This window comes from Pandoraea pnomenusa (assembly GCF_000767615.3).
In the GTDB taxonomy this organism is placed as follows: Bacteria; Pseudomonadota; Gammaproteobacteria; order Burkholderiales; family Burkholderiaceae; genus Pandoraea; species Pandoraea pnomenusa.
Window position 1 is genome coordinate 2,329,149 of sequence record NZ_CP009553.3, and the last position, 15,535, is coordinate 2,344,683.

General features: G+C 64.3%; 15 protein-coding genes and 1 tRNA gene. 5 read left to right on the forward strand and 11 right to left on the reverse strand.

Going from position 1 to position 15,535, the window contains the following annotated elements:
* Positions 1–6: 6 nt before the first annotated feature.
* A complete protein-coding gene (ispF, locus tag LV28_RS34485) occupies positions 7–540 on the forward strand; it encodes a 2-C-methyl-D-erythritol 2,4-cyclodiphosphate synthase (protein ID WP_023874574.1) in 534 nt (177 codons plus the stop codon).
* A gap of 238 nt (positions 541–778) precedes the next feature.
* Here ispF and LV28_RS34490 read toward each other — a convergent pair whose 3' ends face one another.
* From LV28_RS34490 to ompR, 4 genes are all read right to left on the reverse strand, one after another.
* Positions 779–1,306, reverse strand: coding sequence for a carboxymuconolactone decarboxylase family protein (locus LV28_RS34490; RefSeq protein WP_023595690.1), 528 nt, complete (start codon positions 1,304–1,306; stop codon positions 779–781).
* Between the two features lie 59 nt (positions 1,307–1,365).
* Positions 1,366–1,914, reverse strand: coding sequence for a peroxiredoxin (locus LV28_RS34495; RefSeq protein ID WP_023595691.1), 549 nt, complete (start codon positions 1,912–1,914; stop codon positions 1,366–1,368).
* A 234-nt stretch (positions 1,915–2,148) separates the two neighbouring features.
* On the reverse strand, positions 2,149–3,489 hold the full coding sequence (locus tag LV28_RS34500) for an ATP-binding protein (protein WP_115344360.1): 1,341 nt from the start codon (positions 3,487–3,489) through the stop codon (positions 2,149–2,151).
* Positions 3,490–3,680: 191 nt separating this feature from the next.
* Positions 3,681–4,406, reverse strand: coding sequence for an osmolarity response regulator transcription factor OmpR (gene ompR / locus LV28_RS34505; protein ID WP_010808867.1), 726 nt, complete (start codon positions 4,404–4,406; stop codon positions 3,681–3,683).
* A gap of 169 nt (positions 4,407–4,575) precedes the next feature.
* Between ompR and LV28_RS34510 the strand changes: the two genes are divergently transcribed.
* From LV28_RS34510 to LV28_RS34520, 3 genes are all read left to right on the forward strand, one after another.
* A complete protein-coding gene (locus tag LV28_RS34510; RefSeq protein ID WP_144347317.1) occupies positions 4,576–4,896 on the forward strand; it encodes a hypothetical protein in 321 nt (106 codons plus the stop codon).
* 369 nt (positions 4,897–5,265) lie between these two features.
* Complete coding sequence (locus LV28_RS34515) at positions 5,266–6,708, forward strand: DUF1800 domain-containing protein (protein ID WP_025249048.1); 1,443 nt, start codon at positions 5,266–5,268, stop codon at positions 6,706–6,708.
* Positions 6,709–6,823: 115 nt separating this feature from the next.
* Positions 6,824–8,080: a DUF1501 domain-containing protein gene (locus LV28_RS34520; protein WP_038621165.1), complete on the forward strand. Its 1,257-nt coding sequence runs from the start codon at positions 6,824–6,826 to the stop codon at positions 8,078–8,080.
* Positions 8,081–8,102: 22 nt separating this feature from the next.
* Here the strand turns inward: LV28_RS34520 and hpnD are convergent, their stop codons facing one another.
* Positions 8,103–8,987: a presqualene diphosphate synthase HpnD gene (hpnD, locus tag LV28_RS34525; protein ID WP_038617768.1), complete on the reverse strand. Its 885-nt coding sequence runs from the start codon at positions 8,985–8,987 to the stop codon at positions 8,103–8,105.
* A 301-nt stretch (positions 8,988–9,288) separates the two neighbouring features.
* On the opposite strand from hpnD, the gene LV28_RS34530 reads away from it, so the two are divergent.
* A tRNA-Leu gene (locus LV28_RS34530) sits at positions 9,289–9,375 on the forward strand.
* A 74-nt stretch (positions 9,376–9,449) separates the two neighbouring features.
* Here LV28_RS34530 and LV28_RS34535 read toward each other — a convergent pair.
* From LV28_RS34535 to LV28_RS34555, 6 genes are all read right to left on the reverse strand, one after another.
* Positions 9,450–11,027, reverse strand: a complete 1,578-nt coding sequence (locus LV28_RS34535) for a carboxylesterase/lipase family protein (RefSeq protein WP_058371640.1) — start codon at positions 11,025–11,027, stop codon at positions 9,450–9,452.
* Positions 11,028–11,237: 210 nt separating this feature from the next.
* A complete protein-coding gene (locus tag LV28_RS49330; RefSeq protein ID WP_255315166.1) occupies positions 11,238–11,369 on the reverse strand; it encodes a hypothetical protein in 132 nt (43 codons plus the stop codon).
* Positions 11,370–11,633: 264 nt separating this feature from the next.
* Complete coding sequence (locus LV28_RS34540; protein ID WP_025249051.1) at positions 11,634–12,269, reverse strand: trimeric intracellular cation channel family protein; 636 nt, start codon at positions 12,267–12,269, stop codon at positions 11,634–11,636.
* Positions 12,270–12,308: 39 nt separating this feature from the next.
* A complete protein-coding gene (locus LV28_RS34545; protein ID WP_038617765.1) occupies positions 12,309–13,580 on the reverse strand; it encodes a M20 family metallopeptidase in 1,272 nt (423 codons plus the stop codon).
* Positions 13,581–14,181: 601 nt separating this feature from the next.
* Entirely contained in the window at positions 14,182–14,475 is a 294-nt protein-coding gene (locus LV28_RS34550) for a YciI family protein (protein ID WP_023595701.1), read from the reverse strand.
* A 21-nt stretch (positions 14,476–14,496) separates the two neighbouring features.
* On the reverse strand, positions 14,497–15,510 hold the full coding sequence (locus LV28_RS34555; protein ID WP_048806369.1) for a quinone oxidoreductase family protein: 1,014 nt from the start codon (positions 15,508–15,510) through the stop codon (positions 14,497–14,499).
* Positions 15,511–15,535: the final 25 nt, after the last annotated feature.

Here is a 15,535-nt window from a genome sequence, read left to right on the forward strand (position 1 = left end):
CTCTCCATGACTGAACAAGCCGGTTCCTCCTCCTCCTCGCTCGCCGTGCTCGGCGCGCTTTCCAAACTCCGCATCGGTCAGGGCTACGACGTTCATGCGCTCGTGCCGGGCCGCCCGCTCGTGATGGGCGGCGTCACGATTCCGTTCGATCGCGGACTGCTTGGCCACTCGGACGCCGACGTGTTGCTGCACGCCATCACCGACGCGGTGCTGGGCGCCGCCGCGCTCGGCGATATCGGCCGCCATTTCCCCGACACCGATCCGACATTCAAGGGCGCGAACAGCGTGGTGCTGCTCAAGGAAGCCATGCGGCGCGTACGCGAGCACGGTTACGAACTGGTCAACGTCGATTGCACGGTCATTGCGCAGGCGCCGAAACTGGCGCCGCACATCGCTGCGATGACGCAGTCGATTGCCGACGCGCTCGGCATTGCCGTCGGTCAGGTCAACGTGAAGGCCAAGACAAACGAGAAGCTCGGGTATCTGGGGCGTCAGGAGGGGATCGAGGCACAGGCGGCCGCATTGCTCATCGCACCCTGAGCATTGAGCGCACCAGAAGGTGATGATCGCGCAACGCGCAGGCCTCGTGCCGAGGCTCGCGGTCCCGTGGTTGGCAACGGCGGGATGTGACAATCCGCAAGATGTGAAAACGGCGCTACCGGGATGCACCCGGTAGCGCCGTTTTTTTGCGCCGCGTCTGACGGCCCGGGCCGTCAGACGATCAGACCGTCAACGCGTCCTCGAGACGACGCGGCACGACCTTGGCATTGCCCGGACATCAGGCTGCCTCGGCGCTGAGCACCTGAGCCGCAGCGTTGATGACGGCGGCGATACGACCGACGTCGCGCAACTGGGCGGTGCTCATCTTGTGCTCGTTGACGAGCAACGCCGCGTGCGACTGCACGCAGAAGTGGCACTTGCCGACGATGGACGCGGCCAGCGCGTACATTTCGAAACGGCGCTGGTCGACGCCACCGCGCGTGGCATAGCCGTTCATGCGCAGTTGGGCCTTCTCGTTCTTGAGCTCGGCGTTGTCGGCCATCTCGAGATACGGATACCAGGTGTTGTTCATGCCCATGAGCGCGGCTGCGGTCAACGCGCCTTCGAGCTCTTCCGGGGCCAGCACGCCGGCTTCGCGAATCGCCTTGACGATCGGCTGGCTCTTGGCGGCGAAAGCGGCGGCGAGCGCCACCCCCACGGCGTCGTTGCCTTCCAGCGAGGAGCGGACGATGGTGCCGTCGAGGTTCAGGCGGATGTCCTTGGCGTAGTCAGGGATCTGGGCCTTAATCGCGGTGATGAATTCCATAAATTTCTCCTATTGCGTGGGGCTGAAAAAGCCCGCTCGCGCGGGCTTCGAGACGACGCTTACAGCGTTGCACCGCCAACAGCGCGGTTGCACGGGCAGAGTTCGTCCGTTTGCAGACCGTCCAGAATGCGCAGCACTTCTTCCGGGTTGCGGCCGACGTTCAGGTTGTTCACCGAGACGTGCTGAATGACGTTGTCCGGGTCAACGATGAACGTTGCACGCAGGGCCACGCCGGCAGCCTTGTCGCGCACGCCGAGCTGGTCGATCAGCGAGCCGGTGGTGTCGCCGAACGAGTAGTGGTTCAGCTTGTTCAGGTCCTTGTGCTCACGGCGCCATGCGAGCTTCACGAATTCGTTGTCGCCCGAGCCGCCCATCAGCACGGCGTCGCGGTCTGCGAAATCGTTCGCCAGCTTGCCGAATTCAACGATTTCGGTCGGGCACACGAACGTGAAATCCTTCGGGTAGAAGTAAATGACTTTCCACTTGCCCGGGAACGAGGCTTCGGTGATCGTTTCGAAAGCCGACACGCCGTTTTCTTCGTGGTTGTTGAAACCAGGCTTGGCAGCTTCGACCGAGAACGCTTCGAGTTTGTCGCCGACAGTCTTCATCGATTACTCCTAAATTAGTGCGGTTTATGTCGAGATATCGCAGGGGACATCGCAACTGGCAACTGACCGGAATCTCACGATCCCGGTCAACCAAAGTAGTGTACGCTATTGACGAATCGATCGCAATAGTTTCTTTTTATGCGGGGGATAGTTAAATCAAATCCCGTCGATAGGATTTTGCGCAGCGCATGCGGGGCAAGCCTTGAGCATAGCCAAATTTCGGCACGACATCATCTATTTAGCAAGTGGAAATGACACGATGATTTCAAGGCCGGTACCCGGCCGGACGTTGCGCAGCGTGGCGAGGCCCTTGTAGCGGCTGGCGATGCGCTGGACGATGGCCATGCCCAGCCCCGTGCCGTCGGCTTTCGTGCGGGCGGTGTCCACGCGATAGAACGGACGGAACACCAGTCCCAGTTGATCCTCGGGAATCCCCGGCCCGGTGTCGCGCACGCGCATTTCGACGCGTTCGCCGATCACGCGCGTGGAGATGTGGACGTTGGCGATGTCGGTCTGGGCATCGCGTCCGTACTTTCGCGCGTTCTCGATCAGGTTCGTGAGCAGGCGCTTGAGGTCGGTGCGTTCGGCGAGTACGGGGGCGCCATCGGCCAGATCGGTGCTCAGGCTCAGATCCTCGCGACCTTCGAAGGCGGACACCGTCTCGCGCGCGATGTCGGACAAATCGAGCGACTGCATCGTACGAGAGGCGGGGCGCGCGTAATCGAGGAAGCGGCCGATGATCTCGTCCATCTGCTCGATGTCGCTGATCATGTCCCGTTTGACGGACTCCTCGGACGGGCTCATTTCGGTTTCCAGCCGCAGACGGGCCAGCGGCGTGCGCAGGTCGTGGGAGATGCCGGCGAGCATCAGCGCGCGGTCCGCCTCCAGGCGTTCGAGCTCCTGCACCATCTGGTTGAAGCTGCGATTGGCCTCGGCGGCTTCGCCCATGCCGCGTTCGGGCAGTGGGTCCGGACGATGTCCCTCGCCGATGGCGCGCGCCGCGTGCGCCAGTCGCGCGAACGGGCGGTTCACGAGTGCCGTGATGAACGCGGCGCCAATGAGCGAGAGCGCAAGCGCGAACGTGCCCCAACTGAAAAGTTGAAGACCGGTGGCCGTGTCGATCCGGTCTTGCTCGATGGCGACCCAATAGTCGTCTTCATCGATCTTGAAGCTGATCCACATGGCGGGGATTTCATTGACCGAGGCGGCGATCACCGTGTCGGTGCCGAGGCGTCGCTGCACGTCGCGCGCGATCAGATCCTGCACCACGCTGCCGGGCTGCTTCTCGATCTTGTCGGCGGGTTCGCGCGGATACACGCGAATGCCCTCGTTGCTCTCGAGATCCTGCAGCAGCGCCCGGCGCAAATCGGGCTCGGAGTAAAGCAGGGCGGTACGCGTGAGTTTGACGATCGAGACAAGCTGCTGCGCGACGCGCTGCGCGCGCGGCTCCCGCTCGATCACGCGAAAGCTCTGGTACCAGGCGGCGAGGCTCACGCCGATGAGCAGGGCAATGAGAAAAAAGGTACGCCAGAACAGACCGCCGAACAGCCCGCGTACCATCCGGATCGGATGCATGGGGTTGCTCCGCTAATGCGTGATTCGGGCCTGTCGACAGTCCCGGGGCACCCCAAGACACACGCTCGTGCGATGGCCGGGGAGAGACGGATGCGGCACGTCACCGGCCGGCATCGGACAACGCACAACGCCGGTGCGCGAGTGAATCGCGACCGGCGTTGTTTTACGATGCGAGACGTGGGCGCGGACGATCACGCGCCGCCGTCCGGAATGAACACGTACCCGAGGCCCCAAACGGTCTGAATGAAGCGCGGGCTGCCCGGGTCCGGCTCGATGAGCTTGCGCAGACGCGAAATCTGCACGTCGAGGCTGCGATCGAAGACTTCGTATTCGCGCCCGCGCGCGAGCTCCATGAGCTTTTCGCGCGAGAGCGGCTGGCGCGGATGGCGCGCGAAGACCTTCAACACGGAGAATTCGCCAGTGGTGAGCGCGATTTCCTGCCCGTTCTTGGTGAGTGTGCGCGTGGCCAGGTTCAGGGCGAAGTCGCCGAACTCGAACGTCTCCATCGTTTCGCTGGGCGCACCGGGAAGTTCGGGCGGTGCCTGGCGGCGCAGCACGGCGTGGATGCGGGCGACGAGCTCGCGCGGGTTGAAGGGCTTGGGCAGGTAATCGTCAGCGCCCATCTCGAGACCGACGATACGGTCGACATCCTCGCCTTTGGCCGTTAACATGATGATCGGCGTGCGATCATTGGCGCCACGCAGACGGCGACAAATAGAGAGACCGTCTTCACCGGGGAGCATCAGGTCCAGCACGAGCAGATCGAAACGCTCGCGCACCCAAAGCTTGTTCATGGCCGTCGCATTTTCAGCCACGAAGACATTGAAACCCTGTTCCCCGAGGTAACGACGCAGCAGGTCGCGCAGGCGCGGATCGTCGTCGACAACCAGAATTTTGGGAGAGTTTTTGTTTTCCATGCCACGTATCTTAGCCCGAAATGTTGCGAACTGAGGAGGCCGCCAAAGCGGGTTACAAAGGGTTACACAATTTACCCTACGGCTTGTGCGCTGACCATAGGCAGTGGGTACACTTGCACGCCTGCCAGGGCGAAAACCTGTCGTACGGCATGAAGGACACACGCACAAGATGAGATGGGCTGCTGAGTTGACGCTACTGTTCGGGGGAATCATGCTCTGGGGACACCTGGGCGTGACGTATGCCCGTCCCGTCCCCCATTTCAGTGCGCAATCCCATGGCAGCAGTGCGGCCCGGGTGCAGCATGCGGCGCCGGCGCCGCGCAATGGCGGGAAAGCCGCCCCTGCGAGTGACGCCGCCGCCGAGCGTCGGGGCGACGAGTTGCCCAACCCGCCGCCGGGCCGTCGCCCGAACGGCCATATGTCGGCAGACGACCGACGCCTGCTGCGCCAGCATATTCAGGACGCCGTGCGCGAGCTCTACAGTCACTAGCCGACAGACGGTGCGTGCGCCGACAATGCGTCGCGACATGCGCCCATCGCTTCTCACCAAACGCCACTGATGTCATTTTGACGCGAGCGTCCCATGAAGCCGAATCGAAATCCGCCAGCCTCTGCCGACGCTGGCTTTTTTTGTGCTCGCCGATCGCCCCCGGGCGTGTCGCCGACGGCGTGCCGCTCGGCAGCGACATGCTCGCCGCCGTCCGCTGTACCGCAGACGCTTGGCTTCGTGCCACGTTGCATTGCCCTGCTGGCCGGACTGGTTGTCACCGCGCTGGGCACGTCACCCGACGCTTACGCGGCCGGGGCAAGGCACGTCGCCTCCGCACCTGGGCCGCGCGCGAGTTCGCGCAACGTCGATATGTCGAAGCGTCTGCTTGGCGAAGACGACGCCCGCTACCTGCTCACGCGTACGGGCTATTCCCCCGATGCCCGTGAGCTTGCCCCTTTCGTCGGGCTGACGCGCGCACAGGCCGTCGACCGTTTGCTTGACGAATCGCGACGCACCGCCGTGACCGAGCCGCCGCCCTGGGCTGCGGATCCGCCGCTCTACGACGCGCGCGTGAAGTCCATGACCGCCGAGCAGAAGCGCGATCTCAACGAGCGGCGCAACCGGATGGCGGCGTCGCTTGCCGCCTGGTGGGCGCAGGAGATGGCGACCACGCCGTCGCCGTTGACCGAGCGCATGACCATGTTCTGGCACAACCACTTCGTGTCGAGCAGCGACAAGGTGCGCGAACCCGTCGTGATGTACCGGCAGAACGTGCTGCTGCGGGCAAATGCGCTGGGAAACTTCGGCACGTTGCTGCATGCCGTCTCGAAGGATCCGGCGATGCTGATTTATCTCGATGGGGCGGGTAGCCGGAAGGGGCGGCCCAACGAGAATTTTGCGCGCGAGGTCATGGAGCTTTTCACGCTCGGGGAAGGTCACTATACGGAGCAGGACGTGCGCGAAGCCGCACGCGCCTATACCGGATGGAGCATCGACCGTCCGACGATGACTTATGTCTGGCGCGCCAACTTGCACGATACCGGCACGAAGACCGTGCTGGGCCAGACAGGCGATTTCGATGGCGACCAGGTGCTCGACATTTTGTTGGCGCGTCCGGAGACGGCTACCTTCGTCACGGGCAAGTTGTGGCGTGAATTCGTGTCGCCCACACCCGATCCGCAGCAGGCGGCACGCGTGGCGAACGCATTTCGGGCGAGTGGCTACGATATCCGCGTGGCCCTGCGCGCCTTGCTGCTCACGCCGTCGTTCTGGGATCGCGACGCGCGCGGCACGCTCGTGAAGTCGCCTTCCGAGTTCGTGACGGACACCGTGCGAGAGTTCGATATCGGCTACGACGATCCGCAAATGCTCGCGCGGCAGATGGGCGTGCTCGGCCAGGCCCTGTTTCGTCCGCCGAATGTGAAGGGGTGGCCGGGCGGCGACGCCTGGATCGACAGCAGCACCTTGCTTGCGCGCAAGCAATTCGTCGAGCGCATGTTCCGGGCGACGGAGAAGGCGAACGCCGGCGCAGCGTCGATGGTGCCGTCGATGTCCATGCGTACCGACGTGCGCCGCACGGCGTTGACGATGGCCCCGTCGATGCCGAGGACGGTGGCGGGCGTGCGTTTCGATCTGGCGCGTTGGCTGCAACCGTACGCGTTGGGGCCGGTGGATGTACCGGACGCGCGTGCCCGGGAGGCACTGCAACGGGCGGTGTTGCCGATGGCCCCCGCTGCGCCGCAGACCTCCGGTGACAACAGCGCGGCGTACCTACAGGCGCTGTTGATGGATCCGGCGTATCAATTGAAGTGAGACGACGGGCCTGACGGCATGACGTCGGGCGCGGTGGCAACGGCGATGACCAATGGCCGATCGCCAATGGGCGATGCCGACAGGCGAATGGATGGCACGCAATGCGAGGTGTGAAATGCGTCGACGCGATTTTCTGACTTTCGCCGGGGGGCTTGGGGCGGCATGGCTCGCGCCGTGGCCGGCGCATGCTGCGGCACGTGATCTCTCCGGCATGATGCCGGGCGGCAGAGTGGGCGCGGTGGGCGCAGTCGGCGCAGGCGGTGATTACGGCAATCTGTTGATTCTCATTGAACTCAAGGGCGGCAATGACGGCTTGAATACCGTCATTCCCTATGCCGATCCGTTATACGCGAGTCTTCGCCCGAACATTGGCGTCAAGCGTGACCAGGTGGTGCAACTCGACGCGCATAGCGGCCTGCATCCTGAGTTGCGCGCGCTGCTGCCGATGTGGCAGGCGAAAGAATTGGCGGTGGTGCAGGGCGTGGGGTATCCGGAGCCGAATCTCTCGCATTTTCGTTCCATCGAGATCTGGAATACGGCGTCGCGCGCGGACGAGTACTTGCGTGACGGTTGGTTGTCGCGCGCGTTTGCCGAACGGCCCGTGCCGGCCGGGTTCGATGCGGACGGGGTGATCGTCGGCAGCGCGGAACTGGGACCGCTGGGCGGTGGGGCACGTGCGGTGACGCTGACGAATCCGGCGCAATTCCTGCGGGAGGCGGGGCTGGCGTCGGCGCATGCGGCGCGGGTGAGCAATCCGGCGCTCGCGCATGTGCTGCGGGTGGAGAACGATATCGTGAAGGCGGCGGATGGCCTGCGTCCTCGCCAGGGCCAGTACACGTTACGCACGCCCATGCCGGCAGGGGCGTTCGGCAACGTAGTGAAGACGGCGTTGCAGGTCGTGGCTGCCGCTGACTCACCGTCAGGCATGCCACAGCCGGGGCGCGGGGTGGCCGTGCTCAGGTTGACGCTCAACGGATTCGACACGCACCAGAATCAACCGGGGCAGCAGGCGAATCTGTTGCGTCAGTTGTCGCAGGGGATGATGGCGTTGCGCTCGGGGCTGACGGAGCTCAATCGTTGGCAATCGACGTTGATCGTGACGTATGCCGAGTTCGGGCGTCGGCCGCGCGAGAACCAGAGCAACGGCACGGATCACGGCACGGTGGCGCCGCACTTCATTGCGGGCGGTCGTGTTCGTGGCGGTCTGTACGGTGAAGCGCCGCGACTGGATCGACTCGACGGCAACGGCAATTTGCCGTTCGCCGTCGATTTCCGCGATGTGTACGCGACGGTATTGCAGCGCTGGTGGGGGGTGAATCCGCGGCCGGTGCTGGGTGGCGTGTTCAGGCCGCTGGATGTGTTTCGGACCTGAGTGACGTGCGCGCCTGGAGGGTTCAGCGTGCGCGCCAGGCGCGCCAGAATTTGCGCAGGGGCGTGAGGTCGATGCGCTGGTGCAGGACTTGATAGTCGCTGGCGGCGACTTCATCCATGAGGGCCAACTGCAGGGATGCGAGTGCCAGCAGGGGCTTTTGCTTGCGGCGATCCGTTTGAGGAATGGCGCGGGCGGCGTTGGCGATCGCCTGGCTGGCGCGTTCATGCTGGAACTTCATCAGTTCGACGAACGCGGGCGAGTACTTGCCGTTTTGCAGGTCGGCGGCGGTAACGCCGAAGCGCTGTAGTTCGTCGATGGGGAAGTAGACGTAGCCGGCACGGGCGTCGACACCTGCGTCGGTCACGCGTCGGCCGAGCGTGATGGCGTGGCCGAGTGCGCGGGCGAGGGCGGGGGTGCTGTCGTTGTCGAAACCGTAGATGTGCGACGCGAGTTCTGCGGGGGCGCCGCCTGCGGCATCGCAATAGTGCGACAGGCCGGCGAAGTCGAGGTAGCGCATCTGCGAGAGGTCCATTTCGGCGCCATGCAAGACGGCCTCGAACTGGGCGCGGTTGAGTCTTGCGTTGTCGATGACGGGGGCGAGTGCGCGTGCGACCGGGTGGGCGGGGGCGCCGGAGAAGAGGCGAGCGAGCTCCTGGCGCCACCAGTCGAGCTTCGCGTGGGCGACGCCGGGGTCGTGCACGGCGGCATGAATGTCGGCGATTTCCTGGCAGAAGGCGTGGACGGCGTAGGCGGCATCGCGCTTGGACGGCGGGAGCTGAAGGAGCGCGTAGTAGAGCGCGGAGCCTGGCGGGCCGGCTTTCTGTCGGCAGTAATCGTTGGCCTGAGCGGGGCTGGCTGGGGTGCCGGTGCTTTGGTTGGCGTTCTCGGCGTTGTCGTGGGGTTGCATGCGAATGGGGTATCGGTTTGGTCAGGTGCCCGGATGCCGGTGCGCGGGCGCGCAGTCGGGGCAACTGCCATGAATTGGTGCGAATTTTAGCATTGCGCGACGAGAAGACGGGCCGCGTGCGCGGGCAGGCCTGGGGCGCGCGGGGAATTTGCCGCTGAAAATCACTTCATGTAGAATGCTCGCCTGCTTTGACGCGTGCAACGGGGGCGACAAGTCGCCCCTTTTCATGTCCGACAGGATGCACGACGTCAACCCGATGCCGGGATGCCGTACCTTACCCAGGTCACGACACCCACGGGCTGCGAGGATGGCGAAATTGGTAGACGCACCAGGTTTAGGTCCTGACGCCCGCAAGGGTGTAGGGGTTCGAGTCCCCTTCCTCGCACCAACTCCCCGATTTGGCATCGGTTTCGTAGGTCTTACTTCTTCCCGAAATACCTCGCAAACGCTCGCCGACCTAGCCTAGAGCACTCCTTCCCACAAGCGTCGCTGATCGCCTGCGGGGTCTTCCTCAACGCGGTTATCACCTGCGGCCAGAAGCATGGTCGGGCGCTGCGTCAGTTGGAAGCGTGGCCAGGACGGCAGTGCGCTGTGCGAGGGCCGGCCTTCGCGCATGAAGGCGATCCAGGTTTCGTGAACCACACTGGCGAACGCATCCAGTGCGGGCGTTTCGCGATACAGCATGGAAAGAAAGGGCTCGCGGAAGTTCTTCCAGACCATCGGCAACTCCGACGCATGCACGGCAAAGCCCCGGAAAGGGGCCTCCACTGATGCCTGATCGTAGCGGTACATGTAGCTCTCGCCACCATTGCGGGCATGCGCCTCGGCCAATCTCAGCATGGGCACCCAGTATTCCTCGGCGCTCAGCAGGTCGATACGTCGCAGAAACGCGTGCTGGTCAGGGAAGGCGTCGCGATAGCGCTGGGCCATGCGCTCGATGGTGGGCACATCGAGCTGCGCCATCTCGCGAGCCGCGATGGGCGCAGTGGCGGCCTCGCCTTTGCGATAGGCAGCCAGCAATTCGGGACGGAAGAAGATCAGCGATTCATTGCGGTTGCTGCCGACGAGCAGGCGCAAGTGGCTCGCGTGCCCTTGTTCCAGACTCAATTGCGGCGAGCGCGGCACGAAGTCGCCATCGATGACCGTGCGGAATGCGAAGTTGCGCGGATAGGCGGCAGCCGTGGCGATCTGCGCCTTGATCAACTGATCCGCCGGCAGGCTGAGCAGGCGCGCGCGAAGTGCCTCGCCGCGGCCATTCGGCTGTACCTGTTCGGCGAAGAGATGCGCCACCTTGTACGCCTCGTCCAGCGAATGCGTGGTGAGGGCGCCGCCACTCTCGATGATTGCCTGCTGGAACATACCGCGTGCCGCCGGCAGCGTCAGCAGCGTGGAGACATTCTTCCCTCCGGCCGATTCGCCCCCCAGCGTGACGCGCTTGGGATCGCCCCCGAACGCCTGGATATTCCGCTGGACCCATTGCAGCCCCATCACCTGATCGCGCAGGGCATTGTTGCCGGAGCCGCGATAGGACTCGCCCAAAAGGTCGCCAAGTTCGAGGAAGCCAAGCGCACCGACGCGATACCCGATGGTCACGCACACGACGCCATTGCGCGCGAACTGCGTGCCGTCGTAGATGGGCTGGCTGGTGGCGCCGAACATGTTGCTGCCGCCATAGATCCAGACGAACACAGGATGCGGGCCCGGTGTGTCCGGCGCCCACACGTTCAGGTAAAGACAATCTTCGCCCTGTCGCGCATCACCGAGGAAATTACGGCCGGTGCCGGCCTGGATGCGCACCGGCTGCATCGGCGCAGGACCGAAGGAGGACGCATTTTGCGGCTGGGTGAATCCGGGATGCGGCTGCGGTGGGCGAAAACGCAGTTCGCCCACCGGCGGCAGCACAAACGGAATGCCCTTGAACACGCGCACCTGATCTTCCACCGCACCACGCACCGGACCCGCCGGCGCGTCAATCGTGATGGCCCGACGCAACGGCTGCGGCTCGCGTGTCGACCGGGCCTGTGTGAGCAACGGTGCCAAGCTCCCCGCTGCTGCCAAACTCGCGCCTTGGGCGATGAATCGTCGACGTCCTGTCTGCATGCTTCATTCTTCCGGCGGATTGATGGATTTGTGTGATCCGGGCGCCAAGGTCGCTGGCACGTCCGTGGCGGCCGCCGCACTGGTGACGAATAACGTCTATTCGCGTCGCAGAACCATGCGGGCCACGGGCAAGGAACCTGCCAGGCCGTGTTACAGAAAGGCAGGGATGGCATCGGCCAGGAACTGAATGCCCTTGTAAATCTGGTACGTGCCGTAGGTGGCGCCGGCCACGAGGGCTCCCTTGCCTGCCGCGACAATATAAGGAATAGCGGGGATGAACATCATTTTGGCCTCCGGTCGTCAGCGCATTCGTGCCCGGAAATTGGTGTTGCCCGAGCGGTGACGCCAGAGTATCAACGCGAGCCATCGCGGTCACCTGTGATAAATCGCAGCGACGTCCGCGCCGCGTCCCCCAGTGCGACTGCGCCGCGGACGCGGGGTGATTACCCATCCGACGTGCCGATCAGACGCGCCTCGAAATGCCTTCCCAAAGTCAGGTGAAGATCTCCATACGACGATGCCACGCTGTAGCGTCGAGCCCCCGCGTTAATCGGCGTCGCTTGCATCGCGCCCGTCGGCGCGCGGGAGGTTCCACTGGTACCGCAGCGACAGGTAACGAAGTGCGAAGCACGCCGCAAGCGCGAACCAGGTCCTGCCGCTCGACATCCATCCCATCCGTTCGCCGACAACCTCGATGCCCGCGCCGACAAGTGCCGCGGACGCATAGATCTCGCGCTGCAGTATGACGGGGACACGATTGAGAAGCACGTCGCGCGCCACGCCGCCGCCAACCGCGGTGGCAACGCCCAGCAGCACCGCCACCTCGGCGTTGTGGCCATAAATCATGGCCTTCTGCGCACCCGTTACGGCAAACAGCCCCAGTCCGATGGAGTCGAACAGGATCACCGGGTGGGCAAGGCGCACCACCAACGGGTTCGCCGCGATCGCCATGAATGCCGCAGCCATCGAAACCGCAAGGTAGCGCCAGTCTGTCAACCCGGCCGGCGGCACGGCGCCGATGCACAGGTCGCGCAGAACGCCACCGCCGCACGCGACCGTAAACGAGATGACCATCACACCGAACCAGTCGAGGCCGCGGCCTCGGGCCGCGACCGCACCGCTGATCGCAAACGCGAACGTGCCCGCCAGGTCGAGCGTTGTGAACAGGCGATGGTCGTTCAGGCCGGCTAGCGCCAATTCATGAACGTTCATGGACTCTATTCAGACGGCGACATCGGGTGGACATAGCCAGGCAGCGGCGGCAGTCAGCATGGCTTGCAAGCCCGTCTCAAGCGTGGGATGAATCTGCGGCGCGAACTTCGGCGAGTGATTGCTGGGAATTTTGTTGACGGCCTTTTCCCGCTGCGCCGTGGCAAACACCGCGGGGTCGGTGCCGCCGACGAACCAAAACACGTACGGCACACGCCAGGTACGTCCGAAGACGCTGAAATCCTCGCTGGCCGACGCTGGGCCTGGCGCCAGCGTAGCGTTCTCGCCAAATTGCCGATTGAATGCCTGTGCCACCCGTTCCGTCGCGACGCGGTCGTTTTCGGTCAGCGGATAGCTGTTGATGGTGGTGAACTCCGGGGGGCGCTCGGCACCGGAGGCATCGCACTCCGCACAGCAAATACGACGGATGGACTTGAGCATGTAGTCGCGCGTATCTTCGCTGAACGTGCGCATGTTCAGCTTGATGGTGGCATCGTCGGGAATGATGTTTTCCTTGGTGCCGGCCTGCAGGGAGCCGATCGTGAGCACGGCCGGCTCGTTCGGCGCGATCTCGCGAGACACGATGGTCTGGAGCCGCAGCGTGGTCGCCGCAGCCATGATCACGGGATCGATCGAGGTCTGCGGCTGTGAACCATGCGAGCCGCGCCCGAAGAGCTTGATCTTCAGGCTGTCGCCGGCGGACAGCGTGACACCAGGACGGTAATTGACGGTGCCGGCGGGCCCGACCATCACATGCTGTCCGAGAATAATGTCGGGCTTCGGAAAGCGACCCTCGCCCCAGTCCCGCACCATGGCATGCGCGCCCTCGGCGGTCTCCTCGCCGGGCTGGAACACGATCATGAGCGTGCCCCGCCAGGCGGCGCGATTCGTGGACAGGACACGCGCCGCGCCGATCATCCACGTGACGTGCATGTCGTGGCCGCACGAGTGCGCCACCCCGACCTCGACGCCGTCCGCATCGCGCGCTGTGACGCTGCTGGCATAGGCCAGCCCCGTGTTCTCTGCCATGGGCAATGCATCCATGTCCGCACGCAACATCACGGTCGGACCGTCGCCGTTCTTCATGACACACACCACGCCGGTCACGCCAACCTCGCGTGTTACCTCGTAGCCAAGGTCCTGCATCGTGTCGGCAACGATTTTCGCTGTACGGACTTCCTGCATCGACAACTCGGGATGCTGGTGAAGGTCCTTGTAGAGCGCTTCCAGATCGGCCATCAGGGCGGGTGCGGCGGAGCCGAGCGCTTGGGTGAGGGCATTCATGGTAGCTCCAGAGAGGGCCGAATCACGTTGGGCGAGATAGGACGAAACGCTCGCGAGGCGATGGTCGCCGCAGCGTTCGGTTGGCGCGCATATGTGCCTACGTTGCAGCGCACGGCTGGCGACATGTCGCGTTCTACCCGCCGAGCGCGGGGGAAGCGATGGCGCCCACACCAATGCCGATTCCCAGTCGGCGATGGCCTCCGTGTGCCGCATCGCGATGAGGCGTCCAGAGCAAAACGGAGGAGGGCGTTGGCCATGGGAGCGCTCTTGGAAGGCGGCCTTATCAAGGCTGTCGAAACACAATACGCCTCTCGGAATCGCCGATCAATCAGGGGATTACTGATGCAAGTGCCAAGACTGATGGGGCGGGCTGAGGTGAGCCTTTCGATGGGATTCCTGCCGCCCGACGCACAGCGCATGGTCGAGCATCTCGCAACGCGTGCGCCCGCCGCGGCATTGCCGCGCCCCCGCACGACCGTGGAACGCCCCCGGACACCGATGCGGAGGCGCTTGCACTGCTTCAATGTTCCGGGACGGTCGGCAAAGCAGCGTCGCGTCGCCGGAACATCTCAATTCCTTGCGATATAGTTAGGATGACAAATCATTGTGCGCTGAAGTCAGGCATTCCCTCCGCGGCCATCGTGGGTTCCCACGCGATGATCTGGTAGCTTGCCACTCCGGCCTGACGAAACGGGTCTTCCGAAATCCATTGCGTAACTTCGTCGAGCGTGTTGGCTCTGGCGAGAATCACGCCACCGGTTCGCGGCGACTTCCGGCCCGAGAGCAGGAAGTGTCCCGCTGCGTAATGGCGGTTCAGAAAAGCGCGGTGCGCTTCCATGTGGGTATCCACTTCGGACAGCGGGCGAAGGTAGTCGAGAAGGATGAGAAACAACATGAGGGTCCTCGTTGGGTTGGCTCAGGGGCGCAGCAGCACGGCACCTGCGGTTTGCCCGGCTTCCAGCCGGCGATGTGCCTGTGCCGCCTCGCTCAATGGCAGGATATCGCCGATCGTCGGTCGCAGCCCGGCCTGAAGTTGCCGGATCGTGGCAAGCGCCCCTTCGCGGTAACGTGCTCCATCCGTCATGAAGCGGAACACCCCCGGCCGCGAGAGCGCCACGGAGCGCGTCGGACCCAGCAGCGACAAATCGAGCGGTCCGGGGTCGCCAGCCACCTGACCGACGTTGGCGACCATCCCGTAGGCGCGCACGCAGCCGAGGGTGTCGACCAGGGTCTGTCCGCCGATGCCGTCGACAGCGTAATCGACGCCCCGGCCGTCGGTCAGCCGCATGACTTCCGTCACGAAATCCGTCTCGCGGTAATTGATGGCATGGTCAAGGCCGTGTTCCATGGCCAGCGCTGCCTTGGCCGGCGAGCTGACGGTGCCGATGACGCGAGCGCCCAAAGCCTTCGCCCACTGCACCAGCACCAACCCCAGCCCGCCGGCCGCTGCATGCACGAGCACTGTATCGCCAGCCTTCAGCGGGTAGACGTACGTGAACAACATATGCGTGGTGATACCCCGCAGCAGCAGGCTGGCCACCGCGTCGTCGGATATGTTGTCCGGCAGGGCGATAGCGCGGTCGGCCGGCAGGTTGCGGGCGCTGGCATAGCCGCCCGTGGGCGGGCCGGCATAGGCGATGCGCTGCCCCGGTCGCACCGAGTCAACGCCCGGCCCGAGCGCCTCGACGACCCCGGCCGCCTCGACCCCAAGCACCGCGGGAAGCGACGGCAACCGGTAGAGACCGGTGCGGTGATAGACATCGACGTAGTTCACGCCGATCGCGGTGTGCCGCACACGAATTTCACCGGCCGCCGGCGCGGGCAACGTGCCTTTCACGGCGGTCAATGCCGAAGCGTCGCCATATTGACCGATGACGATCTGGGAAACGGAAACGGCGGATGTGTCGGGAAATGATTCGAGATGGGTCATAGAGGTTCTCCTGAGGAATGAGCTT